Below are 25,597 nucleotides of genomic sequence, written 5' to 3'. Positions count from 1 at the left end.
TATCCTGGTTGCGACGCTCAAGCTCCAACCCGAGCCGGCACCTTCGACAACAACGGCCCCAACCCCTCCGCATACGTCAGATGCGAAATCACCGCATCGCGCAGCTTCTGATACGGCAGCCCCGCGAGTATCGCCGTCTGCATCGCGGCCAACACTTCGCCCGCTTCGGCGCCGATCATCGTGAAACCCAGAATGCGGTCATCGTCCGCACCGACGAGTACCTTCATGAAGCCCTGCGTCTCGTCGGTCGCGAGGGTGCGCAGCACGTTCGTCATCGGCAGCTTCGCGACGCGCACCGCGACGCCCTTCTGCTGCGCCTCGCGTTCGCTCAACCCCACGTGCGCTAACGGCGGTTCGGTGAACATCGTGTACGGAATCAGCCGGTCGCTCGTCTTGCGATCTCCACCGGCCATGTTGTCGCGCACGATCCGGAAGTCGTCGACCGATACGTGCGTGAACTGCGGAGAGCCCGCCGCTTCGCCGATCGCCCAGACACCCGGCGCGACTGTTTGCAGCCGCTCGTTCACGCGAATATAACCGCGTTCATTCAACTCGATGCCGGCCGCTTCGAGACCGATGCCCGCCGTATTCGGAACGCGCCCGACCGCGACGAGAAGGTCGCTGCCGTCGATCGTCTTTTCGCCCGCCTCCGTGCGCAGCACGACATGGACGCCCGATCCGGACCGGCCTTCGACCTTCAGAATTTCCGCACCCAGCACGACGTCGATATCTTCCTCGCGCAGAACGCGCAGCATCTCGTCGGCGACGTCGTGGTCTTCACGCGCCATCAATCGTTCGCCGCGTTCGACGATCGTCACGCGGCTGCCGAAGCGGCGATACGTCTGTGCCATTTCGATACCGATGTACCCGCCGCCCAGCACGACCAGATGAGCCGGCACGTAGCCCAGCTCCAGCGATCCGATGTGCGTCAGCGGCTCGGCGTCGCGCAAGCCAGGGACATCGGGAATGGCCGCATGCGTTCCGACGTTGACCACCACCTGCTCGCCGCTCACCGTCCGCTTTCCGCCGTCGTTGAGTTCGATTTCGATCGTCTTCGGTCCGACGAATTTGCCACTGCCCATGATCAGCTCGGCGCCGCTCGCCGCATACGCATCGAGGTGAGCCGTCACCTCGCGCTCGACCATGTCGCGCTTCCGCGCACGGACCTTTTCCATATCGACGGTGACCGGACCCGTGACCGCGCCGAAGTCAGCCGCATGACGCGTCACGTGCGCCACCCGTGCGCTCCAGATTTCGTTCTTGCTGGGCAGACAGGCAACCGCCGGGCACGAGCCCCCGACCCACTGCCGTTCCACGACCGCCACACGCTGGCCTGATCGGCCGAGGTGCCACGCGAGAAGTTTGCCGCCCTGGCCGCTGCCAAGGATCACGGTATCGAAATGTTCAACGTGGGACATGAGCTGCTCCAATCAGGGGTGGTTAGGAGGCTCCACTGTAAGTCCCGGTTTTGATATTTACGATGCTATAAATTGTCAGTATTATGCTCAAAAGTATCAACCGACGATAAGCCCGTGAGCCACCAACCAACATGGATCTGCTAAGCCGACTACTGTCGCTGATACCCGTCACGGGGCGGCTCGAACTGCGCTGCCTGTTCGGTGCGCCGTGGAAAATCGATCAGGCTGTGTCCGGCGTGCGAGAAATTCCGTATCACGTTCTGCTGTCCGGGCATGCCGTTCTCGAAGACGTCAACGGGCCGCCCGAACCGTTGAGCGCGGGCGACATCATCCTGTTTCCGCTAGGTAACGCGCACTTCATTCACGACGGTAGTGGCGAAACGGCGGGGCCGGAAACCAGTCGTCCGAAGGCGTCGTTGATCGTCTACGAGAACGAAGGAACGGGCGAGAAAGCGGATTTTCTATGTGGGCGATTTCTGCTCGGTGCGGTCCCGGATCGGCTATTGCGCGACCATCTGCCAGGCCGCCTGGTCGTGCATAGCGCGTTGCCCGAGCGAGGCACAGACGTCGAGGCCCCGGCACGGTCGGTTGCCCGCACCCGCCTGAAACGACTGATCGAATTGATGCATGAGGAAGCGAACGACCCGGGCCCGGGTAGCGAGATGTTCGTCAATCATCTGTCGGCGGCGTTGTTCGCGCTGACGTTGCGCTTCGCAACCGAAGGCGCGCAACCGCCGCATGGTTTGCTCGCACTGTCGAGGCGACCTCGTTTGCAACCTGCCATCGCCGCGATGTTCGAGACGCCGGGTGAGCCCTGGACGCTGGATCAGTTATCGGCGCTCTGCCATATGTCCCGCGCGACTTTCATCCGGCAGTTTCAGGAGGCCATCGGCCGCTCCGCTGCCGATGTGCTGACCGAGGTTCGCATGACGATCGCGGGCCGCATGCTGCTGGACTCCGAAAAGCCGGTCGCCGGGATCGGCGAGTCCGTGGGCTATCAATCGATGGCCGCGTTTCAACGCGTGTTCAAGCGTCATATCGGCGTGTCGCCGGCGCGCTGGCGCGCGTCGGGCGGGAATCTGCAGCAGGGGTAGAAAGCTGGGCATGGACCATGAAACATGGGTCACTGCCGGAAACCGCTCCTCAGGACGAAACGGCCGTCACGCGTTGAGCCGTCGCCGGATGCACCGCCTCCGACTGACCCGCATCCTCGAGTATCATCGCCGCGCCCTTCTCCGCGACCATCATCGCCGCCGCGTTCGTATTGCCGGACGTGATGTTCGGAAAGATCGACGCATCGACAACCCGTAGTCCGTCGGTGCCATGCACCCGCAACCGCGCATCGACGACAGCCGTGCGCGGGTCCGGGCCCATCGCGCAGGTGCCGCACAGGTGATAGATCGAACCGCTCTGCTCGCGGAAATAACGCAGCATGTCCGCGTCGTCGACGACGTCCGCGGCCGGCGTCACCTCTTCCACCGTGACGTTCTTCAGCGCCTGCGCCTGCATCAGCTCGCGCACGAGCCGGCTGCCCTGCACGACTTCGTCGCGATCCTTCTGCGTCGACAGGTAGTTGCCGCGAATCAGCGGCGCATCGTCGACGCGGTTCGACGCGATCTCGATCGAGCCGCGGCTCGTCGGCCGGCATGGATTGAACGCGACCAGAAAACCGGAGTACGGCTCGGGTGTCAGCGACGCGCGGCTCGACTTCGGAATCCGGTACGACAGCGGATTGAAGTAGATCTGCATGTTCGGCTGCGCCACGGCGGGGTCGGTGCGAAAGAAGCCGCCCGACTGGTTCACGCTCATCGCGAACGGTCCCGTACGCCGCAGCAGGTATTGCAGCCCGAGCTTCAGCTTGCCGGTCCAGCTGCCGAACTCGTCGTTCAGCGTACGGATGCGCGCGCGGTAGTAGAAGCTCACGCACAGATGGTCCTGCAGGTTCTGCCCGACCGCCGGCAGATCGTGCACGACGTCGATGCCGTGCCGCGCGAGCAGCGCGCGCGGACCGACGCCCGACAGTTGCAGCAGCTTCGGCGAATCGACTGCGCCCGCCGCGACGATCACCTCGTGCGCCGCATGAAAAATCCGCTTCACGCCGCGTTGCACGACCTCGACGCCGATCGCGCGGCGGCGGTCGAACAGCACGCGGGTCGCGTGCGCGTGGTGCTCGATCGTCAGGTTGTCGCGGTAGCCCGCGCGATGCAGGTACGCGACGCTGCTCGAATCGCGGCGTCCGTTGCGCGTATTCACGTCGTAGATGCCGGCGCCTTCGAGTTGCGCGCCGTTGAAGTCGTCGTTGCGCGCATAGCCGAGCTGTTCGCAGCCTTCGATGAAGCTGCGGCAGATCGGATGCGCACCGTCCTTCATCGGCGTGATGCGCACCGGACCGTCGGCACCGTGATACTCGGTATCGCCGAGCGGATGCGATTCGAGCTTGCGGAAATACGGCAGCACGTCGCGATACGACCAGCCGGGGTTGCCAGCGGCGGCCCAGTCGTCGAAATCGCGCGCGGCACCGCGCACGTAGATCATCGCGTTGATCGCCCCCGAACCGCCTTGAACCTTGCCGCGCGGACAGTAGATCGAGCGGTCCGCGAGTTCGGGCTCGGGCTCGCTGTAGTACATCCAGTTCCAGGTCTTGTGGTAGTACAGCTTCGCGAAGCCGACCGGAATCTTGAACCAGAACGAATCGTCCGGGCCACCCGCCTCGAGCAGCAGCACCGAATGGCGTCCCGACGCGGACAGCCGCTCGGCGAGAATGCAGCCGGCGGAACCCGCGCCGACGATCACGTAGTCGTAGTTCATTTGCATCCCCTTGCGCCTAGCCTCGTGCCGGCGATGTGTCCTTGACGTCGGCCGGCTGCGCCTGCATCTGCAGGTGCAGGCGCTTGCCGGTGTACGGCGAATGCGCGCGCACGACGTCCATGTCGAGTTCGACGCCGAGACCCGGTGCCTTCGACGGAATGATGTAGCCGTCTTCCCACTGGATCGGCTGCTTGAGAATCTGCGCGTGGAAACCATCCCACGTGCCAATGCTTTCCTGGATCAGGAAGTTCGGCGTGCACACCGCGAGCTGGATGCTCGCGGCCGCGCCGACTGGTCCGTTGTACAGATGCGGCGCGATCTGCGCGTAGTAGACCTCGGCGAGACTCGCGATCTTCTTCGCTTCGAGCAGCCCGCCCACGCGACCGACGTTCATCTGCAGGATCGATGCCGCGCGCGAATCGAGCAGCTTGAAGAATTCGTACTTGGTGGTGAGCCGCTCGCCGGCCGCAATCGGAATGCTGGTGTGTGCGGCGACCTGCGCCATTGCCTGCTCCTGGCCGGGCGGCACCGGCTCTTCGAACCACAGCGGATCGAATTTCTCGAGCCGCTTCGCGAGCCGGATCGCCGACGACGGCACCATCTGTCCATGCGTGCCGAACAGCAGGTCGCAACGCGAGCCGACCGCTTCGCGCACGCGACGGCAGAAAAGCTCGCAGCGGTCGAGCACCTCGAGCGACAGCTGATGTCCCGAATACGCGGTGTACGGCCCCGCCGGATCGAACTTCACCGCGGTGAAGCCGAGTTTCGCGTTCTGCGCCGCGCATTCGGCAGCGAGATCGGCATCGTCGTAGTCGTACTCGCCCGCACTGTTCTTCGGATACAGATACGTGTACGAGCGCAGCCGTTCGTTCACGACACCGCCCAGAAGTTCGTACACCGGCTTGTTGCACGCCTTGCCGACGATGTCCCAGCACGCCATCTCGAGGCCGCTGACGATGCCCATCATCGTCAGGTCCGGGCGCTGCGTGAAGCCGCTCGAATACGCTTCGCGCCACAGGCGTTCGACGTGGTGCGGATCGCGGTCGAGCAGATAGCGTTCGAATGCATCTTCGATCGCCGGCACCATCACGTCGGGGTGAAACGTCGCGGCGTAGACTTCGCCGACGCCTTCGATGCCGCAGTCCGTCTGCAGTGTGACAAAAATCCAGTACATGCCGCCGAGATGCGGCGGCGGAACGGCGACGACGTGCGTCTGAAGAGAAACGACTTTCATGTCCTATGCCAGTTTTAGTGATTCAACGGAGTCGAGTGGTTCATGCGTGCCAGCGCGAGCGCGGCGACGCCGCCCAGCGCGCCGACCGACGCCACGTAGGCGAAATAGATCTGGTAGCCCATCAGTCCCGCGAAATGCTGCGTGACGTAGCCGTTCACGAGCGGCAGGAAGATGTCCGACGAATAGCCGATCAGCGACACGAGGCCGATCGCGAGGCCGGTGATGCGCATCGGCAACGCGCAGTAGTCGAGCAGCGTCCAGTAGAGCCCGCGGATCGCATAGGTCATCGCGCCGACGAACAGCACGACAACCGCGAGCAGCCCGACGCTGCGCGCGGCGGGCAGCACAATCAGTGCGACGAGTCCGAGCACCGCAGCGAACATCGCGACGATCAGCACGCGCACGTTCGAGAAGCGGTCGCCGAGATAGCCGCCGCCGATGCCGCCGAGCGGGCGCATCCACAGCTTCGCGGTCGTGACGACGCCGGCCGCGACGACGCTCAGGTGCAGGTCGCCCTGCTGCAGGTACGCGGAGAAGCTGTAGGTCGCCCAGAAGATCTGATAGCCGCAGAACACCACCGCCGCGACGAGCCACAACTGCGGAATCGATGCGAGGAACACAAGGTCGCGCCACAACTGGCCGCGGCTCTGTCGTGCGGTCTCGTTCGTGCCGGCGGGCGCGGCGGGATCGCGGAAGAAGCTCATCACGGCACCGAGCCCGATGCAGGTGAACGAGTACAGATAGATCACGTTGCGCAGCCCGACCGCGGGTGTGCTCCCCGATGCCGCCGCCGATGCGAACAGCGCGAGTGCGAGTGTCGCGAGCAGCGCCTCGACGAGGCCGCGTCCGCCATCCAGCAGACCGAAGAAGCGGCCCTGTTCGTTCGGCCCCGCGATCATCCGTACGCGCTTGAGCACCGACGCCCAGAACGTGAGCCCCGTCGTGATGCCCCAGCCGCAGAAGATCGCGAGCAGCACATGAAACGACGGCGCGGTCGAATACCACAGCCCGAGCGCACCGGTCGCGACGAGCGAGAAGCAGATCAACAGACGCGGCGCGACCCGGTCCGCGAGCCAGCCGCTCGGCAGATAGCTGATGAAGAACACGATGCCGAGCACCGAGTACAGATAGCCGAGTTGCGCGTTGTCGATGCCGAAGACGTCGAGCATCGTCGTCTGATAGACCTGACGCAAATAGAGGATCGGATAGATCGCGCCGGCGGCCAGCACGAGCAGCAGCAACTGCGCGTAGCGATGGGAGGCGGGTGTGGCTATGTCAGCCATGCGCGCCACGCCTTCGTTCGAGAGGGATTCCTGCAACGTCTGTCTCCTTGACGGGGCGCTCCGCGCAATCGCGCTCGAGGCCGTCGATGTTATTTTGTGCAAGCTTATGCAAGCGGCAAGCGCTCGCGCGTCAGAACGGCATCACGACAAGACGCGTCTGCGTGAATTCAAGCATGCCGTGCTTGCCATCATCACCGCCGAGGCCTGAACGTTTCCAGCCCGCATGAAAACCTTGATACGGATCGGCGGGCGTGCGGTTCACGTACAGCTCGCCGGCCTCGATCTCGTTCGCGACGCGCATCGCGGTGCGGTAGTTCTCCGTATAGAGCACGGACGACAGACCGAACTGATGATCGTTCGCCATCCGCAGCGCGTCGTCGATCGAGTCGTACGCGAGCACCGGCAGCACCGGCCCGAAGATTTCTTCCTGCACGATCTCCATCTGCTGCTGGCAGTTGCTCAACAACGTCGCCGGATAGAAAAAGCCGGGGCCGTCGGGCAGCACGCCACCGGTCTCGATCGTCGCGCCTTCTTCGACCGCGCGCTGCACCATCCGGTGTACCGACTCGCGCGCCGCCGCATTGACTAGCGGACCCATACGTGTTTCGTCGAGCGCGCGGTCGCCGATGCGCACCGCGGCCATCCGTTCCTTCAGCAACGCGACGAAGCGATCGTGCACGTCGCGCTGCACGTAGACGCGTTCGATCGCTGTGCACAACTGGCCGCAATGCGTCGTCTTCGAGCGGACGATCGCATCGGCCGCAGCTTCGAGGTCCGCGTCCGCCTCGATGATCGCGGGCGTCTTGCCGCCGAGTTCGAGCGACGGCTTCGCGATGTTTTCCTTGCAGTAGTCGAGCACCTTGCGGCCCGCACCGACGCTGCCCGTCAACGTGATCATGCCGACCGCGGGCTGCGTGCACAGCACGGCGGCGGCGGCGTGATCCATCGCAAGCACGTTCAGCACGCCGGCGGGCAGCGCCGCCTGCTGCGCGGCGAGCGCGATTTCGAACGCCGAGCACGGCGTGTTGTTGCTCGGCCGCACGACCACCGTGTTGCCCGCGATCAGCGCGGGCGCGATCTTGCGCAGCAACGTATAGATCGGGAAGTTGAACGGAATCAGGCACGCGACGACGCCGATCGGCTCGCGCATCAGAAACAGGTTTTCGTTCGGGCTGTCGCTCGGAATAATTTCGCCTTCGATGCGCCGTGCCCACTGCGCGTGATAGCGCAGGATCTCGGCCGCGTAGCGCGCTTCGGCGCTCGCGTCGGCGACGCTCTTGCCGGACTCGGCCGCAAGCGCGACGCCGATCTGCACCGCGCGCTCGACGATCGCATCGGCAAAGCGATTCAGATGCACGGCCCGTTCGGCGGCCGGCAGCTTGCGCCATGACCGCTGTGCGGCGGCGGCGACGGTCACGGCGCGCTCGACGTCGGCGCGGCTCGTGGCGCTGACGTGCGCGATGACTTCTTCAGTGGCGGGGTTGTGGACGGCGATTTGCTCGCCGCCGGACGGCACGAACTGCCCGTCGATGAAATTACGATCTGAACGCATGGTCTCGCTGCCGATTCGTCGAACGGTGCCCGCCGGGACAGGCTTGCGGCGCGATGCCGCGGGGATTGCGGCAGTATTGTTCGGCGGTGGGGGCCGCACAAACGATTAAATGTCGGGCGGAGCATGCGGAAAACGCATGCTCCGACTGACCGGATAGCGTCGGTACCACGCACCCCCGCGGACGACGGTGCGGCACAACTATCGCATCGGCGACCGACTAGCGCGCGTAGACAAGCAGACAACCGTAGCCATCCCAAAGCGACCGGCGTGATCTGGTCTACCGGGAGAAATGAGCGCCTGAAAGCGTGTTCAATCGCGTCTCCGCGTGTCCGTACCATAGTTTGTAACGATACAGTTTTCACAAATCGTACTCTACTGTTACTGGTGCAAGTATCGTTAATCGCGACAATAGATGAGAGCCATGCATACCCGACTCTCGAGACACTATTTAACGGAGCTACGTCATGATTTTCGAAGATGTCACGCAGACAATCGGCCATACGCCGTTGGTGAAAATGACCCGATTGACCAACGGTCTACCCGGCAGGCTTCTCGCAAAGCTTGAAATGCGTAATCCGGGAGGGAGCGTGAAGGATCGCGTCGGCCTCGCACTAATTGAGGATGCCGAGGCAAGTGGACGGATCGCCCCGGGAGCAACGTTGATCGAAGCGACTGCGGGTAATACCGGCATCGGGCTCGCCGTCGCTGCAGCGGTAAAGGGTTACCACCTTATTGTCGTCATGCCAGAGGCAATGTCTGAGGAGCGTACGGCGCTGCTCAGGCATTTCGGCGCAGACGTCCGTCACACGCCGGGCATACTGGTGGCCGACGCTGTGCGGTTGGCCAGGCAGCTACAGGAAGAGATTCCGGGAGCGATTCTTCTCGATCAGTTCAACAATCCATCGAACACCGGTGTACATCGACGTACGACGGCTGAAGAAATCTGGGCCGATACCGAGGGAGACATTGACGTCCTGGTGGCTGCTGTTGGGACCGGTGGCACGCTCATTGGCATAGCGAGTGCATTGAAGGAACGGCGTCCCCACATTCGGGTTGTAGCAGTTGAGCCGGAAGACTCTGCCGTTCTTTCCGGAGGGAAGGCAGGGCAACACCGGATACCTGGAATTGGAGTCGGTTTTGTTCCCCCGCTGTTTGAACGGGAACTCGTTGATGAAGTTATTGCCGTGTCGAACGAAGATGCCTTTTCCGCCGCTCGTCGACTCGCAAAACGCGAGGGCATATGTGCTGGCGTGTCAGCTGGCGCAGCCATTCACGCCTCCTTGTCATTGCTTGAACGCCCTCACATGGCGGGAAAAACCGTTCTTGTGATCCTGCCTGACACTGGTGATCGCTATGCCAGTTCCGGGCTGTTCGATCAGAAGTGAAGGTAGCGCCAACGCTGACAGTTAGCCGGCTCGCCCTGGTTACTCCGAGGTTAAGTCGTCTGACTGACGTGGCGCTGGTTTCGAGCAGCCCGATGCAATTGGGCATCAATGCTGCGGTGGCTAATCATCGCGACCAGGTCCTGCTGGTCTACATGCGCGTATCGCCATCTAGCGCGGGATCCTGCCGTCTACAACAGTCCATCTGCGCATGCGCTAAAGCATGAAGTCATCGTTGCTGTCGGGGATCGCGTCGAGCAGATCGCGCAATCCTCGACAGGTGACGAAACCTGCCATGGCGGGCAGTATCGCAAGCAGCGCATGCCAGCGAAAGGAGTTGATCGAGCGTTCGGCTGGTTCCGAAATCGTCGTGGTGCGTAGCAGTGAACACGTGTACATCGAAGCTCCGTTAGCAGATGCATGGTGAGCCGTTGATCGGAGCCCATCCGGAAACTCCTCCAGGCAGCACAGAAATCGGGCGGCCTGTCAGCGTCTAGTCCATCTTGCGCCCGGAGCATTCCTCCGCGCCAGCAACAGTGCAGTGTGCTTCGAGGAAACTGTACCGGGGCGCTGGAAAGTACACGTCGTTCTTTCGCCAGGCAGAACCTCGGCCGCGGTTATCGACGTTCGCCAGCGGCCGCAAAACCAGGCCGCGAGCAACCATACCCCTTGAAGCATCCATACAGTACGGGACGCTGTGCACGGGACTGTCGCTGGTCCGCACGTCAGGTATCTGGAAATATGGTCGTCTGCACATCGATGATCGCCCCCCCGGTTTGTCCTCGTGGCTAACACATGTGGCAAGTTCACTCATGCAAACCGATTGATATTGACATGGCTCGGCGACACGGTCGGAGCGATCATGGTGTCCACACCGCAGGAATGTCGTCTTCTGGCCCAGACCGCGCAAGCTGCAATCTCTGGGCAACAGTCACAAAACACAAGAGGCAGTTTTCCATGACTCTGGAGCATTTCGAACGCACGGTCGGCGTAGTCTCGCGTGAAGTCCTGTTCGGCGAGGATGGCCTGTCCTTTGTGCGCGGCATGATGGAAGGTCGCCATCCTCATTCGCCTTATGCCGACACGATGGGCTTTGACATCGTAGAGGTAGAGGAAGGCCGGGTTGTCTTTGCCGGGAAGCCGTCAGAGCGTTATCTCAATCCGATTGGCGTGGTGCATGGCGGCTGGACGGCAACCATCCTTGATTCCGCAATGGCGCATGCCACCCAGACAACGCTAAAGGTCGGTGAGGGGCACACAACGATCGAAATGAAAATCGGCTACGTACGGCCAGTGATGCCGTCGACCGGGCTCGTGCGTTGCGAGGCCAAGCTGATCCACCGCGGAGGCAGAATCTCGACAACGGAGGGTTGGCTTACCGATGAAAACGGCCGATTGCTAGCTCACGGCACCGAAACCTGCCTCATCTTCCCGGTCGACCCGAGCGCGCACCGATAACGCGCCGAAGTCCGTGCACTCGAATCAGTCACTCACGAACAGCGATCACAGACAGCTGTCATGTGAATCTTTCAACGCGATGCCGGACCTATCGCTTTCGGTACTCGCTTTGACACATGAGCCTTCTGGAGGCATCGATTAATGCAAAAACGTAACGGTACGAGTAGCGGCGATGCGACCTTCGTCGTCGCGCTTACCGCGTCCACTTTCCTGATGGGATCAAGCTTTGTTGTCGGCAAGGTGTTGCTGCATGCAGGCTTTACGCCGTTCATTCTCGTTGGTTGGCGTTTTCTCGTTGCGGCGCTCGCGACGCTGCCGCTTGCCTTTCTCGATGGAGGTGCCCGTGCGCTCGTGCCGCGATCATCCGGTTTGCGCGTCGCGTGCTTGACGGTGCTGATCGGCCTGTTGCAGACCACCGGAGTCATGGGGCTAACCTTTCTCGCGATGAGCTCGATTCCCGCATCGACCGCGGCGATTCTTCTGTTCACTAACCCAATCTGGGTTGCGATGCTAGGCAAGATCTTTCTTGGTGAGGCGCTGTCCGCGAGTCGAGCGGCAGGACTGTTACTCGGACTTATCGGCGTGTGTTTCGCAATCGGCGTCGGGCCGGAGCTGCTATCGGGTGGCAACGTAATGATCGGCGAGTTACTGGGTCTCGCCTCGTCCCTGTGCTGGGCAATTGCAACCATCATCAACAAGCGGGCACGGCTACCGCTTAAGCCATGGACAATGAATTTCTGGCAGATGCTGGTGGGATCGATGGCATTGCTTGCCCTCGCCTATGCTCACGGTGAACACTGGCCGGATCACGCGACACCCAGTCAATGGGGCTGGTTTTTCTGGCTGGCCATTCCCGCATCCACGGGCTCATTTGGCCTCTGGTTCATCGCCCTTCATCGAGGCGGTGCCACCCGGGCAAGTTCTTTCCTCTTTCTCACGCCGCTGTTTACGGTGATTTTGTCATTCCTTGTACTCGACTCCTCGCTGTCTTTACAGCAGGCCGTGGGAGGCGGCTTGATCGGGCTTTCACTCTGGCTGGTCAATCGAACAGTCCGGCACAAAGCGAGCGCACGCAACAGTGTGACTGTTGTTCCAACGATACCCACCAATATTGGGGAGACAAATCAATGAACAGCGAAGTGATGTATCGCGGCATAGTCTATCCATGGCAGTGCGACCACGTCGGCCACATGAATATCATGTGGTATGTCGGGAAGTTCGACGAAGCAAACTGGAATTTCCTTGCCCAGCTCGGCTTGACTCCGAGCTACGTCCGTGAGTCGGGTCATGTACTGGCGGCGTTGCAGCAGAACATCTCCTACAAACGGGAGATGATTGCAGGGGACATGGTCCTCATAGAAAGCCGGCTGATCGAGATTCGAGAAAAGACGGTGCGCTTTTCGCACGATATGCGTAACGGTGAAACGGGCGAGACCACAGCAATCTGCGAGATGCTCGCTGTACATATGGAGCGCGTGGCACGGAAATCAGCGCCATGGCCTGCGACGGTCCGTCAACTAGCGGAGCAACACCTCGCCTCCTGACGTGTATGCCATCGCATGCAATCCAGTTCAACGTATTCGTTCAAGAGAATCAGACATGACAGCTGTAGTCAACGTGACCCGAAATCGGGATGTCGCTTTTGTCACCCTTCAGCGCCCGCAAGTGAACAACGCTCTGAACGAAGCGCTGATCGAAGGTCTGCACACCACGTTCAGGTCTCTCTCTTCGGACAAATCGATTTCCACTGTCGTGCTATGCGGTGAAGGGAAAAGTCTTTGCGCCGGCGCGGACATCAACTGGATGCGGGAAGGTGCAACGTACGACATGCAGGAAAATATCGATGACCTGATGCGCCTCGGGCGCATGTTGAAAGCGCTCGACGAGATGCCTCAGACAACGATTGCACGCGTTCAAGGACCCATCTATGGCGGGGGCGTAGGGCTGGTTGCGGCCTGCGACATTGCGATCGCGTCGTCGAATGCAACGTTCTGCCTGTCCGAGGTCCGGCTCGGCATTGTCCCCGGCATGATCTCTCCGTTTGTGCAGCGGGTAATCGGCCAGCGTATGGCGCGGCGCTATTTTCAGACCGCGGAAATCTTCGATGCGCAGGAAGCCAGGCGACTTGGCCTCGTACACGAGGTCGCGACTCCGGAAGAACTGGACGAACATATCAACCGGGTGTTGCGGCAGCTAACATCTGCGGCACCACGTGCACGAGCGATTGCGAAACTCACGACGAGTGATGTCGCCGGTAAGCCGATCGACGAATCGCTTCTGTCAGAAATAGCGGCGCTCATCGCCGACCTGCGCGGTCGTTCCGAGGCACGCGAGGGACTATCCGCGTTCCTGGAAAAGCGTAAGCCGTCGTGGGCACGCGATCCTGCGGACAGCACGGACAGCCAGCAGTAGAATTTCGATGGATCGCTCCAGAGCTACCCATCGACAGACCCGAGCAAATTAGACAGCACCTATGAGTTCGCAGGAACGCGGCACGATTCACGCCACTTTCGTCAGGGAAGCACTTGTAGCTGCGTCGAAAAGGGCCGTCGATACAAACGTCCTTCTGCGCAAGGCAGGCACCGCTCCTGCGTTGCTGGTGACGCCCGGCGCGAGAGTAACGCCGCAGATGTACGGTTCGCTATGGAAACTGATCGCAGAAGAGCTCGACGATGAGTTTCTGGGTCTGGATTCCCATGGGATGCGCTGTGGGAGCTACGCGCTGCTTTGCGATGCCGTCATCACGTCGACGGCACTCGCACACGTACTGTCCAGGACCGTACGCTTTCTCAACATGGTGCTTGACGATTTCCGGGCCACCTTCGAGCTCACGGATGAACACGACGAGATCCGGCTCGAGGACCGAAGCGCAACGCCGCGACTGTTTTCGAGCGGCACGTATCCGCTGATTATTCACGGACTCGGGTCGTGGCTCACGAAACGCCGGCTTCCCATTTTGCGCACGAGTTTTCAGGCGCCTGTACCACCGGAATTCAATGAGTATCTAACGCTGTTTGGTCCTCACCTGACGTTCGATGCCGACGTTACCGCGCTTGCGTACGATGCATCGCTCATGCAGCTTCCAGTGAAGCAGACACCGTCTGCATTGAAGCTCTTCCTGCAGGATGCGCCCACCAGCTTTCTGCTCAAATACAAGGACAACCGGTCGGCTTCCGCAGTGGTGCGGAGACTCATATCGAAGAGCGCACCCGCGGCGTGGCCACGCTTCGATGATCTCACCGCGCAACTCGGCGTTTCCCCGGCGACTCTTCGGCGACGGCTCGAAAACGAGGGTCGCCCCTATCAGGCAGTCAAGGACGAATTGCGTCGAGATATGGCGATGCATCTGCTTGAGACGGGCTCTCTCAGTGTTGCCGAAGTGGCTTGTTGTGTTGGCTTCACCGAGACAAGTGCGTTTCATCGGGCGTTCAGGAAATGGACGGGACTCGCACCCGGAGAGTTCCGTCAGAACAGCCGAAGCGGATTTCGGACGTAGAGGATAAAAAAAGCCATCCCGGTAAAGCAGCAACAGGGATGGCTTCGCGCTGGCAGTGTCTCTCTCACGCCTTGTCGACGTCGATGATGGCCTTTGCAAAAGCTGCTGGCGCTTCTTGCGGCAGGTTGTGCCCTATGCCGCCAGTGATGGTGCGATGTTCGTACCTGCCTGTGTACTTTTTCGCATAGGAGCCTGGAGCGGCATGCGGAGCACCGTTTGCGTCGCCTTCCAGAGTAATCGTCGGCACGGCTATCGTAGGGAACGTTGCGATCTTCTTCTCCAGTTCATCGTACTTCGCTTCCCCTGGCTCCAGGCTGAAGCGCCAACGATAGTTGTGGAGCGTGATCCGAACGAAGTCCGGATTCTCGAACGCCGTTGCTGAGCGGTCGAAGGTAGCGTCGTCAAATGCCCATTTCGGGGAGGCTTGCTGCCAGATCAACCGATTGAAGTCTTTGGAAAACTTCGCATAGCCAGCCTCACCGCGGTCCGTCGAGAAATAGAACTGATACCACCACTGAAGTTCCGCCGCAGGCGGCAGTGCAATCTGCGCGCTAGCCTGGCTACCCACCAGATAGCCGCTGACCGAAACCAGCGCCTTGCAGCGTTGCGGCCAGAGGAACGCCATCAGGTTCGCGGTTCGTCCGCCCCAGTCGAAACCTCCCACAACCGCCTTCTCGATCTTCAGCGCATCGAGAAAATTAACTGCATCGACGGCAACCGCGGCCGGCTGTGCGTTACGCGGCGTGTCGGTGGAAAAGAAGCGGGTTCCCCCGTAGCCTCGGAGATAAGGCACAAGCACACGGTAACCGGCGGCGGCAAGTATGGGGGCAACGTCGACATAGCTGTGAATGTCATAAGGCCAGCCGTGCAGGAGCAGCACGGGCGGACCATCGGCCGGGCCTGCCTCCGCGTACTCGATGCTTAGCACGCCCGCGTTGACTTTCTTTAACGGACCGAAGGACCCCTTTGATGCCGATGCACCAGATGCGGAAGCTTGATTCCTGCTGCTCGATTGTGCGTTGGCACCAGTAACGGTACCGAACTGCACCGCCACCAGACCCAGTGCCGATACACTTAACAAGGTGCGACGCGATTTATTAACATCCCCTGCCATTGAATGCTCCTTATCAGTTAACTGCAGAATGAGAATACGGTGAGAATGTCTCTTTAGTGCGCTCGCCGCGAGGTAGTTTTGTATGCCGACGTATGAACACTTTCGCTAGACAAACGGTGATACAAATCTGTGGGTGCAAAATACGCACATCGGAATGAAACGCTAAGGTCTGTCGTATCTTTTCGCGAAGATGAAGACGTGAGAGAAGGTGCATCATTCCCAACCGCTAAGGCGTAAAGCGATCGCGCGATGGCAGCACATGCAGCATGACGAAGCAGCCTGTCGCGCCAACCAGCAATGCGGCCGCGGCAATGCCAAGCGACGCACCAAACCCGTTCGTCCGCGCAATGAGGGCCGTCGCGAGCAAGGGCCCCGCGATCTGGCCCGTCGCATAGGATGCCGTCATCAGGCCGATCGACCTGGTTGCACTGACGCCCGAGAGCCGGCGTGCTTCACGCATCGCGATAGAAGTGATCGCCAGAAAGGGCGTCCCCACCAGCACGCTGCATGACAGGAAGCCGATCACGGTTGGCCAGATCGTCACGGTCCCGACGCCAATGGCCTGGATGACGTAGGGGATCATCAACATGCGCCGGTTGTCGTGATGCATGCCTACGCGCGTGACCAGCCACGCACCCACTGTCACGCCGACGCCGAACACTGGCCAGAAGAAGTCCACCCAGAGACTTCCAGGCATCGCGTGATGCGCGATAACGGGAAGGAAGGTCGCGATGACGATGTAGCCGAAACCAGCGAGGCCAAAGACGATGGTGAGTGCCCAAGTTTCAGGCGTGAATTTCCGGCGAACCGGATGCACCGAAGTCGCCTGACTCGACCCGACATCCAGGGAGGCGAGTTTCGGGGGTGGTCGAAGGAAGCGCCAGACAGGCAACATCATTAAAGCGCCGAGAATCGAGAAAAATACCCAACCCCAGCGTGCCGGCCAGTGAGATGCCGTCATGCTGGATGCGGGCAAGCTAGTGAGTACGATTCCAATTCCCGGGCCGCAGAACATCATCCCCGCCAGCTTGGGGCGACCGAGTCTGGCAAGCCATTGCTGGCTCCATGCGGTACCGTAGACCATCACAAAAGCGCAGCAGATTCCCCCGAGCGCTCGCCACGCTCCCCATACGATGGTGTTACCCGGCAGTGCCATCGCCAGTGTCAGCAAGGCGGCAAACACGAGTGCACCACGCATCATCCGCGCCGGGTCGGCCCGTATGCAAAGACACAGCAATGCACCGACGAGATACCCGACATAGTTCGCGGTTGCCAGCGCGCCTCCCTGAACCAGGGTTACCGAACCGTCGTTCAGCATCGTCGGCAACATCGGCGTGAAGACGAATCGCCCGAGACTCACACCCTGAGCCATTGCGACGAGTCCAGTGATGGCAACAGCGTTCGCGCTGATGTCAGTTTGAGCTGGCTGATTGACCCGGGTCCGGGTGTCGGCTGCATTCATTGTCGGAGCGCTTCGCACTTGATGGGCGTTGCAGATTTTTGGGGGTACCCGCTTCTCACTGAAATGAGGCCGACTCATAGGCTTTCAAACGAGTGTAGGCAGCCCGCAGCAGCGGCACGGGAACGCTCGCTGCATTGGCACGCCCGACGAGATCGCCAATCACATGGTCGGCCTCTACGCGCAGCCCCGCTTCCATGTCGCGAAACATCGACGCGGTGAGATGCGATCCGGTATCTGTCAACAAAGCAAGTTTTTGCTCTACGAAAGGCGCTCGCGGCGGATGTCCACAAGCGGATGCGACGGACTTGCATTCATCGATGAGATCGACCATAAAGTCTCTTCCACCAGGTGCTACGACAATGTCGGCGATAGACGCACGCATAAGGCTGGTCGACGCGGCAAGTGACGCTATGAACACCCACTTTTCCCACATGTCCTGCGAGATGGTTTCGCTAAGTGTGCCGTTAAAGTTTCCTGACTCGATCAGATCCGCTATCGCACGCATGTGTCTGTCGAGCATTCTGTTTCGATCGCCGAAGACGAACGACTGCATTGGCAGCAACTGAACGATGTCACGCTGTTCGTTTAGCGTGACGAGGATTGTGCATAGACCGCCGAGTACACATTCACGCCCGAACCGCTGGTCCAGTGCATCCAGGTGTTTCATCCCGTTGAGTAACGGGATGATCGATGTTCGAGGCCCGACCGCAGGCGCAAACGAATTGATCGCGTCGGTCAGGTCGTACGCCTTGCAGCTCAGCAGAACGACATCGAACGTCTCGTTGAGCGCATTCGCCACGACGGTCGGCGGACGTTTCAGAAGCATGTCCCCGTTGGGGCTACGGATCACCAGCCCCCGAGAAGCAAGCTCCCCTGCACGTCCTGGACGCACGAGAAAGGTTATGTCGTGACCGGCCTGCAGCAATCTGCCGCCGAAATAACCCCCGATAGCTCCCGCACCGACGACAAGCACACGCATACAGGCAACCCCTCTTCTCTTGCGAGTGATCTGTTGCGTAATTTAATCAGGTACTGGATGGAGTTTGCAGGCACGGACGGGTACAATTATTTAATACTGTACCGGTTCGAAAAGGTGTACGCATGCCTGATATCAGCAAACCGCCCACTCGCATCGAAATAGCGATGTCGCTAATTCGAACTCGCATAGAGAAAGCGCCGGGCGCGAAACTTCCATCAATCCGGCGCCTAGCGGAACAGCAGGGATTTTCCAAATCGACGATCGTCGAAGCCTACGATCGCCTCGTGGCAGAGGGCGAAGTCGACGTCAAAGCGGGTTCGGGATTCTTTGCATCCGCGCGGCTACGTCCATTCAAGCTGGCGGAATCCAGCGTGCAGTCCAATCGCGCGATAGATCCGCTATGGATTACGCGACACTCGCTATCGGTAAGAGATTCTTCGTTAATACCGGGCTGTGGATGGCTACCAGATGACTGGCTTCCTGGCGACGTGATGCGGCGTATCCTGCGCGCCGTCGCTCGCGGGGAAACGGCCAATGTCACGGCTTACGGGACACCTCAAGGATTCCCTCCGTTGCGTGACCAACTGGCGCGGCGCCTGAACGAACGCGATGTCGCAGCCGAGCCCAACTCCATCCTGCTGACCGACTCTGCGACACGGGCAATCGATCTCGTCTGCCGCTTTTTCCTTCGGGCCGGCGACACCGTGCTGGTCGACGATCCGTGCTACTTCAATTTTCAGTCGATGATGCAGGCGCAGCGCGTGGAAATGGTCGGCATTCCCTACACGCAGAATGGCCCCGATCTCGAAGCCTTTGCCGCTGCCTGTATCGAGCATCGTCCGAAGCTCTACCTGACGACGGCTGTTCTACATAACCCGACCGGGATGAACATCAGCGTCTCCACCGCTCACCGGTTACTCAAACTGGCCGAGGCGCACGACCTGATCATGGTCGAGGACAGCGTATATGCAGATCTGGAAGAAAATGCTTCGCCAGGACTCGCCGCGCTCGATGGTCTCGACCGAGTCGTGCTTATCGGGAGCTTTTCCAAAACACTGTCGGGTGCGCTGAGGAGCGGCTTTGTCGTCGCGAAGAATGACTACATCGAAGGCCTCACGGACCTGGCACTTGCTACCGGCTTCGGGGTGAGCGATCTGCCTGCGCAGATCACACACCGTCTGCTGGTCGATGGCAGTTATCGCCACCATCTTGAAGGCCTGCGGCCACGGCTCGCGCGACACATGGGCACTACGATCGACCATCTTCGGAAACTCGGTTGCACGCCCTGGCACCGTCCGGAGTCCGGCATGTTCGTATGGATCCAATTGCCGGAGGATCTGGATTCATCCGAGATTGCGCAGCGTGCTCTCGAACACAGTCTGGTTCTGGCGCCCGGGAATGTCTTTAGTGTGTCGCGCAATGCAAGCCGTTATTTGCGCTTCAATGTGGCTCAGTGCGGCGATAAGCGGGTGTTCGACGTTCTTGCGAAGGTCATGCGGGCTTGACCCTGCGTGGTATCGCGAGCTTCGGGCGTACCTCTGCCTCAGGCGAACACCGCCACGCTCTGCCGGCTTAGCGCTACAGGCTGCCATTCGGGAGTCCACAGCGTGGCGCTCTGATTCAGATATCCGTCGCGCCCCGAATCGAGCGCGGAGTCCATCAGCCACAGGCCGTCGCGCGCTGGGCCACAGTTGTCGGTGAGCAGTTCCAGGGTCCAGGTGAGCGAGCTTGCCATCGCCGGCTGATTCAGCAGCGAAATGCCGGGCGACGGAGTGATGTCTGCGTAGCCGATGATCTGCGCTTCGCCCAGTGCGCCAGGGCCGGCATAGGGCTCATTGCGAAAGCCGACATAGATCTGCGTCTTCGGCTCCGTCGCACCCTTGAAGAGCGTCATACCCCGCGTCCAGCGCATTGTGACCTGACGGGTGAATGGAGGCGTAACGCCTTCGATGTATGCCATCGGTTCGGCGGAATCTACCGGTGGCGCCTGCGGCTTTGGCGGCTGCACTTCGATCGCCGACTGCCGCGACTGACCAAAGATGCCGATTGCAAGACAGGCTGTCTGGCCCTGGTCGACGATACGTGCCTCGACGTGCATCACCGACTTGCCGCTGCGTAGCACCTTCACCTCGATGCGTAATCTGCCAGGAGGCACCGGCGCGATGAAGCTGGTCTGCAGCACACGCAGTGGCACCGCTTGCGGAACAAGGTAGCGCATCGCGCGCACCGCCAGTGCAGCCTGCAGGCCACCGAAGATCGTGCGACCTTGCGCCCAGTTGCCAGTAGCCTCGGCGGTCCAGGCGTCGTTCAGCGGGCGGACCGTGTCCAGCACCTGGGAATACAACATGGCGTCCTCCGATTGTTCAGCTTTCGAAACTTCCTGCTTCCCGCAGGCCAGCAATCAATCATGCCGATTCGACAGGGATATGCCGCTTCAGGCCTTCGACCAGGCGCAGAGGCCCCACAACACCAGCACCATGGCGACCAGGATAGCCAGCGAGCCGCCCACCAGCAGCACCGCGACCATCCCCTCGCGTACAGGACCGGCCTGATGACCGGCGCCTGCGATGGGCGTGACACGGCTCGTGCCCCACACGGCCGCGAGCAGCAGGCTGGCGAAAATCGCATACAGGCCCAGCACCGCGAGAACCTGCGTCGCCCGCTCCATGCCAGCCGGCAGCACGATGCGTTGCCACATCAGTCCCAACGCCCACAATGTCATTCCGCTTTGCATCCCGGCAACATGCACCGACACACCCATGCGAGGATTGCTCAAGACCGGCACGGCGAAGTGAAGAGAAGTGAGATATATGGAGTGAACCCGCTGAGATAATTGGACTTGGCGGGACAAAAACGAACGTACCGGGACGGCGCTGTCTGAAAGCGGCTTGCGTATTATGCAACCCCGTCCGGCGCAAAGTGGCGCATGAGCACGTCGATCACCGAACGCTGGGCCGGCTCAGTAAGCCGGGGCGTTCCGCTCACATCGCGTAGCGGCAAAAACGGCCGGCCGGGAATATCTCCCCAGGGCAGTGGATGGTTCCGGTGGTCGCGTCCGAACTGCCCCTGCTTCGCGCCAAAGAACATCGTCGCGGCGTAGCGCCGGTTGGTCGTGATCCCGGCCGAGTGGGACGTCGACACGGGCGTTACGCTCGCAGCGAGCTTGCCCGAGCGCTGCAGGATCGTCATCAGGCCGCCGCTGGCCGCTGTGTACCGAGCCAGCTGTTTGCCGTTCTTGCCGTACTGGCGGCCACCCGACTGCGCGAGCGCACGCTGGTGTTTGGTGACTTCGCTGAGCGGCGCCCAATCCGCGTCCAGACCCACACCTTTCCCCTGCCGCGCAAAGATCCGCTCGGTCTCCCGCAGGAGCACCAGCGAGACCGCCTGCATGGCGGGAGACGCATCCTCCATGCTTTGCGCGACGCGGCGTAGCGCCGCCTGCAGCTGCTGCTCGCCGGTGATCTTCAGTTCAGGCTGCATGCTGTATCTCCGGGTAGTTGGCCGCCGCGTTGTAATCCCAGCCCGGATCAGGCCGGAATGGCTGTTTCATATCGGGTAGCCTGATCTGGCGGACGGTCATCGGCTGGCCATCCGGCAGCATGCGCGGCTCGCCGGCCCGGTTGAGCACCGGCACCTCTTCGATATGACCGGCAGCGCTCTGGACTTCCAGCCCCTCGTTCTCGACATCGCGATACGACATCGGAATCGCACGGCACCGGCAGTGCCAGCCGCACGGCGGATAGGCGACGCTCCACGCGACGTCGTCGAACCGGAATACCCGACCGTGCATCGCGGCGTGCGCCGGCCGCGTGCGGCTGTCCATGATGGCGGTGTACTGCCAGTACGGGTGCGTGTCGGTCGACGCCATCATCGAACGATAGCGCCCGGCCATGTAGGCGGTCTGGACGTTCTGCTCGTAGATCAGGCGCAGCCGGGACGGCGTGCCGTACTCGACGATCCGCGTGGTGCCGGGATACATCTTCGTGATCTCGCCGGTCTCCGGGTCGATCGCCTTGCCCCACCAACCCTTCGCGCGCAGCGTCGGTTCGATGCCTTTGCGGAATTCCTCGAACGTATCGCCGTTGCTCAACGCCTTGTCGAGGCTATCGCGGATATCGCCCGCGATATCGAAGCCGGCCGACTGTGCGACGGTGAAGGCGCGCGAATGCGCTTCGCGCCACAGGTCGGTCCAGCCGTCCGAGACGACGACGCCTTTCGACTTCAGGAACTCGACCGCCTTGTCGGGCGGCATCTTGAAGGCCGCAAAGATGGTCGAGGCGTCAGCTGCTGCGTTACTGGCCACCATGCGCGATCTCCTGCCGCACCGCTTCCGCACCGAGCAGTTCGCACACGAACATCGCGCGCGCGATCGCCTCGATCAAAACCGTGTCGTCAATCAGAACGTGGTCGGCCGACAGCGCGGCGAGCGCTTCCGAAAAATCGCCCGCACTGGAAACGGCAGCAAGCGCGGCGCGCGCGAGGTCACGCCCCTGCGCCGGCAATTCTTTTGCAAGCATGTCGAGCGCGCGATCGATATTCCCTTGCACCGGATCGATCCGGTCGATCGCAGGCAGGTCGGCAGTAGTCGCCGCTGGCGCCTGTGCCGATGCCGCTGCAATGCTTTTTACCTCTCGCAGCGGCTGCACGTCGGCGACGTCGAGCTTCAGCACCGCTTCGTCGCCGACCGGCTCCGGAATGCGCAGTCGCTCGTGAGCAAAGCGCACCGGAATATCCATGACGGCGGAGAGCTTCGGCAGCGCGTCGGCCCACGTCTTGATGTCCTCGCCGCGACTGATGTCGAGCACGAAACGTGGGCAACGACGTACATCAGCAAAGCCTTTGTTGAGCGCGAGGATCGGATAGATCACCTGCTGCGTGATCGTGGCACCGAGCAGCTTGCAGTCGGCATCGCGAATGTCCGTTCGCACCTCGCCGTGCAGCTGGGCGTTACCGCTGCCGAGACCGCTCGCGTGCGCTTCAGCGCTCATCGTCTGACCGACGATCAGCTTGCTTTGCGCGCGCTCGCACCACGAAATGCCAGCCATGAAAGGCGACTCGGCATTCTTCATCGCCTCCTGGAACTCGATCTCCATCGATGTCGGGATGATGCCGGCAGCGTTGTGACCGATGCCCATCACCGCGCGCATGAGCGTCCTGCGTTCCTCATCGGTGGCGTTGTTCGGATACTTGCCGACGCGCAGTGGCATGCCGTAGATATCGAGAAACTCGGCGAAATCCCAGACTGCGTACTGCTCCAGCAGATACGGCCACACAAGGGTGCGCATGAGCGGCTGACGTGCCGTATAACCAGACACCGCCTTGTGCCGGTGCAGAATCCAGCCGAACGGCAACAGCCTGGCGCCGTCCGGCGTACCGTCGCGCAGGTGGATCTTCATGCGCGTTTCCTGATCGAGCTGGAACCACGACTGCGGCCGGAAATGATGCTTCTCGATCACCCACGTGTCGCCCAGGCGTGCCCATTCCAGTTCAAGCGCGGAGAAGCCGTTGCCGATGCCGTCGAGGCAGTCGAACATCAGGTCTTCGAAGTCGGCCATGTCGAGCAGCTGCTCGCGCGCGAATTCGGTGAGCTTCTGTTCGTCGGCAGTCGGATTGCGCGGGGGCTGCACATCCCAGTCGAGCCGGATCACCGCGCGCTTGCGCTTACCCATCTCGGCGTGAATGTGCGGGCTACGCTCCTCCATGTCGCGAAAGAGTTCGTGCTGCCGGATCAGGAAACCGAATTCAGCCTGCTGCAGGATGCCCTGGATGCGTTCGAGGGTCAGGTGCCGCGCTGGATGCGACGCGATCTCACGATGCAGCCACTGCACCTTGTCGCTCTGCTGTGTGCTGAGCACGGCCCGCTCGATCGGGCGTCCGTACTGGTCAACAATCTGTGCCATTACCAGTCTCCGCGACTGCCGGTGCGCGGCAGGTCATCATCGGTAGGGGCGCGCATGAAGTCGCTTTCGTGCGCGCGGGGTGTGCGGCGGGGCACGTCGGTGTAGGCGATCGGACCGCCGCCCTGATTCGTTGCGAACCAGGCCAGCGCCAGTGCGATCGCGGCGTCGCCGTGACGCTGACCGCCGATAGTCGATTCGCCTCGCGAGCCCTGAGCCAGCTTTGGAATACCGTTGTCGACGACGAGCGCGCGCAGGTCAGCCTTCGTATCCGCATCGCGCGGAATGCTCTGCAACGTGCCGTCTTCGAGAGCAGCCTTGAAGCGGGGCATGTTCTCCAGATACCAGGGGTTCGAGAGCATGACCTGCGCGATGCTGGATGCGCCGTATCGCTGCATGGCCACCTCGGCGAGGTACTGGCCGTTGCCGCGTGCGTCGAGTGCACCGAAGTTGAAACGCGGCAGGCGATCGGTTACCCAGAACACAACCTGTTCCTGCTGACGGAACGGCACGTTGCGCATTTCGATCGTGAACGGGCACGTGCGCGCGAGTCCCTGCAGCTCCAGCAGCGGCGCGTAGACCGAGAGGTCGCCGTTGCGGCCGAAATCGTGGCCGAAGCTGCTGCGCGCAGTGCGCGGTAGTTTCGCGATCAGCGGCGCTGCGTACTCGTCGAGCCAGTCCTGGACGAACGACTCGCGTTCGTCATCCGGCCGTTGCTCGAAGCCGGCCGGGCAAGTCAGGCGTAGCACCTTGCACTCGTCGGACATGCGTGACTCGATCAGCGCGCTCGACAGGTACGCACCGCCGCTGCTCGCTGGAACACAGTCGAGTTCCTCGGCATCGCTCGGACGGTAGAACGCGCGGATGCTCTCGCACCATCCGGCTTCGGCCGCTTCGGTCCAGACGCGCTTCGTGCTTTCGAACACGCGTCGACACAAACCCTGCGCGACGGCCTCATCGAACGTGATGCGATGCAGGCTGTACGGCTTGCGGCCTTCGCGCACGTCCGTTACGAGCTCGTTAAACGGATTGTCGACACCGTTGTGCGTCGAGATGATCGACACCGAGCCGCCCCAGATCAGCAACGCCATTGCCGCCTTGATGAGTTCGCCGAGGTCCGTGTGGAACGCCGCTTCGTCGATGATGACGCGTCCTTGCTTGCCGCGCAGGTTGGACGGCCGCGACGAGAGCGCCGTGATGCGCGCGCCACTGGCGAAGCGGATGCGGAACGCGAGGATGTCCCGTTTCTCATCCTCGACGACGATCTCCTCCATCTGCTCGGCCGCCGCCTGGAAGTGCGTCGCCCAGAATGCACAGTCGAGGATGAACTCTTCGGCCATGTCCTTGTTATAGCCGACGTACCACGTGTCCTGACCGCTCTGGCGTGACGCTTCTAGTGCACTCTGCGCGGCCTCGCCCCACGACAGACCGACACGGCGCGATTTCTCGCACACGCGCACCGGTGACGTGTCACTCACCCATGCCTGCTGATAGGGAAGAAGAACGGCCATGAC

23 protein-coding genes are annotated in these 25,597 nt (G+C 61.5%); 8 read left to right on the top strand and 15 right to left on the bottom strand.

The features are described from left to right. Positions 1 to 17: 17 nt before the first annotated feature. Positions 18 to 1,418: a mercuric reductase gene (locus ACREXZ_RS23935; protein WP_431766597.1), complete on the bottom strand. Its 1,401-nt coding sequence runs from the start codon at positions 1,416 to 1,418 to the stop codon at positions 18 to 20. Between the two features lie 131 nt (positions 1,419 to 1,549). Between ACREXZ_RS23935 and ACREXZ_RS23930 the strand changes: the two genes are divergently transcribed. Further along, the gene (locus ACREXZ_RS23930; RefSeq protein WP_431766596.1) at positions 1,550 to 2,512 is read left to right on the top strand and encodes a cupin domain-containing protein; all 963 of its coding nucleotides are present in this window, start codon (positions 1,550 to 1,552) and stop codon (positions 2,510 to 2,512) included. 49 nt (positions 2,513 to 2,561) lie between these two features. On the opposite strand, the gene ACREXZ_RS23925 is transcribed toward ACREXZ_RS23930, so the two are convergent. The 4 genes from ACREXZ_RS23925 to aldA form a co-directional block, all read right to left on the bottom strand. Beyond that, positions 2,562 to 4,226 (bottom strand): GMC family oxidoreductase, encoded by a 1,665-nt coding sequence (locus ACREXZ_RS23925; RefSeq protein WP_431766595.1) that lies wholly within the window; start codon positions 4,224 to 4,226, stop codon positions 2,562 to 2,564. Positions 4,227 to 4,242: 16 nt separating this feature from the next. After that, positions 4,243 to 5,460, bottom strand: a complete 1,218-nt coding sequence (locus tag ACREXZ_RS23920; protein ID WP_431766594.1) for a mandelate racemase/muconate lactonizing enzyme family protein — start codon at positions 5,458 to 5,460, stop codon at positions 4,243 to 4,245. A gap of 14 nt (positions 5,461 to 5,474) precedes the next feature. Further along, on the bottom strand, positions 5,475 to 6,743 hold the full coding sequence (locus ACREXZ_RS23915) for an MFS transporter (RefSeq protein WP_431766593.1): 1,269 nt from the start codon (positions 6,741 to 6,743) through the stop codon (positions 5,475 to 5,477). A gap of 130 nt (positions 6,744 to 6,873) precedes the next feature. Continuing rightward, on the bottom strand, positions 6,874 to 8,295 hold the full coding sequence (gene aldA / locus ACREXZ_RS23910) for an aldehyde dehydrogenase (protein WP_431766592.1): 1,422 nt from the start codon (positions 8,293 to 8,295) through the stop codon (positions 6,874 to 6,876). Between the two features lie 464 nt (positions 8,296 to 8,759). Here aldA and cysK point away from each other — a divergent pair, with 464 nt between their 5' ends. After that, complete coding sequence (gene cysK, locus ACREXZ_RS23905; protein WP_431766591.1) at positions 8,760 to 9,680, top strand: cysteine synthase A; 921 nt, start codon at positions 8,760 to 8,762, stop codon at positions 9,678 to 9,680. A gap of 213 nt (positions 9,681 to 9,893) precedes the next feature. On the opposite strand, the gene ACREXZ_RS23900 is transcribed toward cysK, so the two are convergent. Further along, on the bottom strand, positions 9,894 to 10,076 hold the full coding sequence (locus tag ACREXZ_RS23900; RefSeq protein WP_431766590.1) for a hypothetical protein: 183 nt from the start codon (positions 10,074 to 10,076) through the stop codon (positions 9,894 to 9,896). 558 nt (positions 10,077 to 10,634) lie between these two features. On the opposite strand from ACREXZ_RS23900, the gene ACREXZ_RS23895 reads away from it, so the two are divergent. The 5 genes from ACREXZ_RS23895 (at position 10,635) to ACREXZ_RS23875 (ending at position 14,631) form a co-directional block, all read left to right on the top strand. After that, on the top strand, positions 10,635 to 11,135 hold the full coding sequence (locus ACREXZ_RS23895; RefSeq protein ID WP_431766589.1) for a PaaI family thioesterase: 501 nt from the start codon (positions 10,635 to 10,637) through the stop codon (positions 11,133 to 11,135). A 141-nt stretch (positions 11,136 to 11,276) separates the two neighbouring features. Further along, the gene (locus ACREXZ_RS23890; protein ID WP_431766588.1) at positions 11,277 to 12,266 is read left to right on the top strand and encodes a DMT family transporter; all 990 of its coding nucleotides are present in this window, start codon (positions 11,277 to 11,279) and stop codon (positions 12,264 to 12,266) included. Continuing rightward, on the top strand, positions 12,263 to 12,679 hold the full coding sequence (locus tag ACREXZ_RS23885; RefSeq protein ID WP_431766587.1) for an acyl-CoA thioesterase: 417 nt from the start codon (positions 12,263 to 12,265) through the stop codon (positions 12,677 to 12,679). Before ACREXZ_RS23890 ends, ACREXZ_RS23885 begins: the two co-directional genes overlap by 4 nt. A gap of 55 nt (positions 12,680 to 12,734) precedes the next feature. Further along, entirely contained in the window at positions 12,735 to 13,547 is an 813-nt protein-coding gene (locus ACREXZ_RS23880) for an enoyl-CoA hydratase/isomerase family protein (protein WP_431766586.1), read from the top strand. 61 nt (positions 13,548 to 13,608) lie between these two features. After that, positions 13,609 to 14,631, top strand: coding sequence for an AraC family transcriptional regulator (locus ACREXZ_RS23875; RefSeq protein WP_431766585.1), 1,023 nt, complete (start codon positions 13,609 to 13,611; stop codon positions 14,629 to 14,631). Between the two features lie 64 nt (positions 14,632 to 14,695). Here ACREXZ_RS23875 and ACREXZ_RS23870 read toward each other — a convergent pair whose 3' ends face one another. The 3 genes from ACREXZ_RS23870 to panE all read right to left on the bottom strand — a co-directional run bounded on the left by ACREXZ_RS23870 (position 14,696) and on the right by panE (position 18,186). Then, positions 14,696 to 15,745, bottom strand: a complete 1,050-nt coding sequence (locus ACREXZ_RS23870) for an alpha/beta fold hydrolase (protein ID WP_431766584.1) — start codon at positions 15,743 to 15,745, stop codon at positions 14,696 to 14,698. 226 nt (positions 15,746 to 15,971) lie between these two features. Then, positions 15,972 to 17,207 (bottom strand): YbfB/YjiJ family MFS transporter, encoded by a 1,236-nt coding sequence (locus ACREXZ_RS23865; protein WP_431766583.1) that lies wholly within the window; start codon positions 17,205 to 17,207, stop codon positions 15,972 to 15,974. A gap of 55 nt (positions 17,208 to 17,262) precedes the next feature. Then, on the bottom strand, positions 17,263 to 18,186 hold the full coding sequence (gene panE / locus ACREXZ_RS23860; protein WP_431766582.1) for a 2-dehydropantoate 2-reductase: 924 nt from the start codon (positions 18,184 to 18,186) through the stop codon (positions 17,263 to 17,265). Positions 18,187 to 18,308: 122 nt separating this feature from the next. Between panE and ACREXZ_RS23855 the strand changes: the two genes are divergently transcribed. Then, the gene (locus ACREXZ_RS23855) at positions 18,309 to 19,691 is read left to right on the top strand and encodes a PLP-dependent aminotransferase family protein (protein ID WP_431766581.1); all 1,383 of its coding nucleotides are present in this window, start codon (positions 18,309 to 18,311) and stop codon (positions 19,689 to 19,691) included. A gap of 38 nt (positions 19,692 to 19,729) precedes the next feature. On the opposite strand, the gene ACREXZ_RS23850 is transcribed toward ACREXZ_RS23855, so the two are convergent. The 6 genes from ACREXZ_RS23850 to ACREXZ_RS23825 all read right to left on the bottom strand — a co-directional run bounded on the left by ACREXZ_RS23850 (position 19,730) and on the right by ACREXZ_RS23825 (position 25,594). Further along, complete coding sequence (locus ACREXZ_RS23850; protein WP_431766580.1) at positions 19,730 to 20,587, bottom strand: thioesterase family protein; 858 nt, start codon at positions 20,585 to 20,587, stop codon at positions 19,730 to 19,732. Between the two features lie 33 nt (positions 20,588 to 20,620). Next, positions 20,621 to 20,962: a hypothetical protein gene (locus ACREXZ_RS23845; RefSeq protein WP_431766579.1), complete on the bottom strand. Its 342-nt coding sequence runs from the start codon at positions 20,960 to 20,962 to the stop codon at positions 20,621 to 20,623. A gap of 119 nt (positions 20,963 to 21,081) precedes the next feature. After that, positions 21,082 to 21,666: a phage virion morphogenesis protein gene (locus ACREXZ_RS23840; RefSeq protein ID WP_431766578.1), complete on the bottom strand. Its 585-nt coding sequence runs from the start codon at positions 21,664 to 21,666 to the stop codon at positions 21,082 to 21,084. Beyond that, positions 21,656 to 22,492 carry a phage minor head protein gene (locus ACREXZ_RS23835; RefSeq protein ID WP_431766577.1) on the bottom strand — a complete coding sequence of 279 codons (837 nt, stop codon included), beginning with the start codon at positions 22,490 to 22,492 and terminating at the stop codon, positions 21,656 to 21,658. Before ACREXZ_RS23835 ends, ACREXZ_RS23840 begins: the two co-directional genes overlap by 11 nt. Then, the gene (locus ACREXZ_RS23830) at positions 22,479 to 24,086 is read right to left on the bottom strand and encodes a DUF935 domain-containing protein (RefSeq protein ID WP_431766576.1); all 1,608 of its coding nucleotides are present in this window, start codon (positions 24,084 to 24,086) and stop codon (positions 22,479 to 22,481) included. The genes ACREXZ_RS23835 and ACREXZ_RS23830 overlap by 14 nt, the downstream gene beginning before the upstream one ends. Then, positions 24,086 to 25,594 (bottom strand): hypothetical protein, encoded by a 1,509-nt coding sequence (locus tag ACREXZ_RS23825; protein ID WP_431766575.1) that lies wholly within the window; start codon positions 25,592 to 25,594, stop codon positions 24,086 to 24,088. Before ACREXZ_RS23825 ends, ACREXZ_RS23830 begins: the two co-directional genes overlap by 1 nt. Positions 25,595 to 25,597 lie beyond the last annotated feature (3 nt).

This window comes from Paraburkholderia sp., from assembly GCF_050742655.1.
Classification (GTDB): domain Bacteria; phylum Pseudomonadota; class Gammaproteobacteria; order Burkholderiales; family Burkholderiaceae; genus Paraburkholderia.
This window is presented reverse-complemented; position numbering and strand designations above follow the sequence as displayed.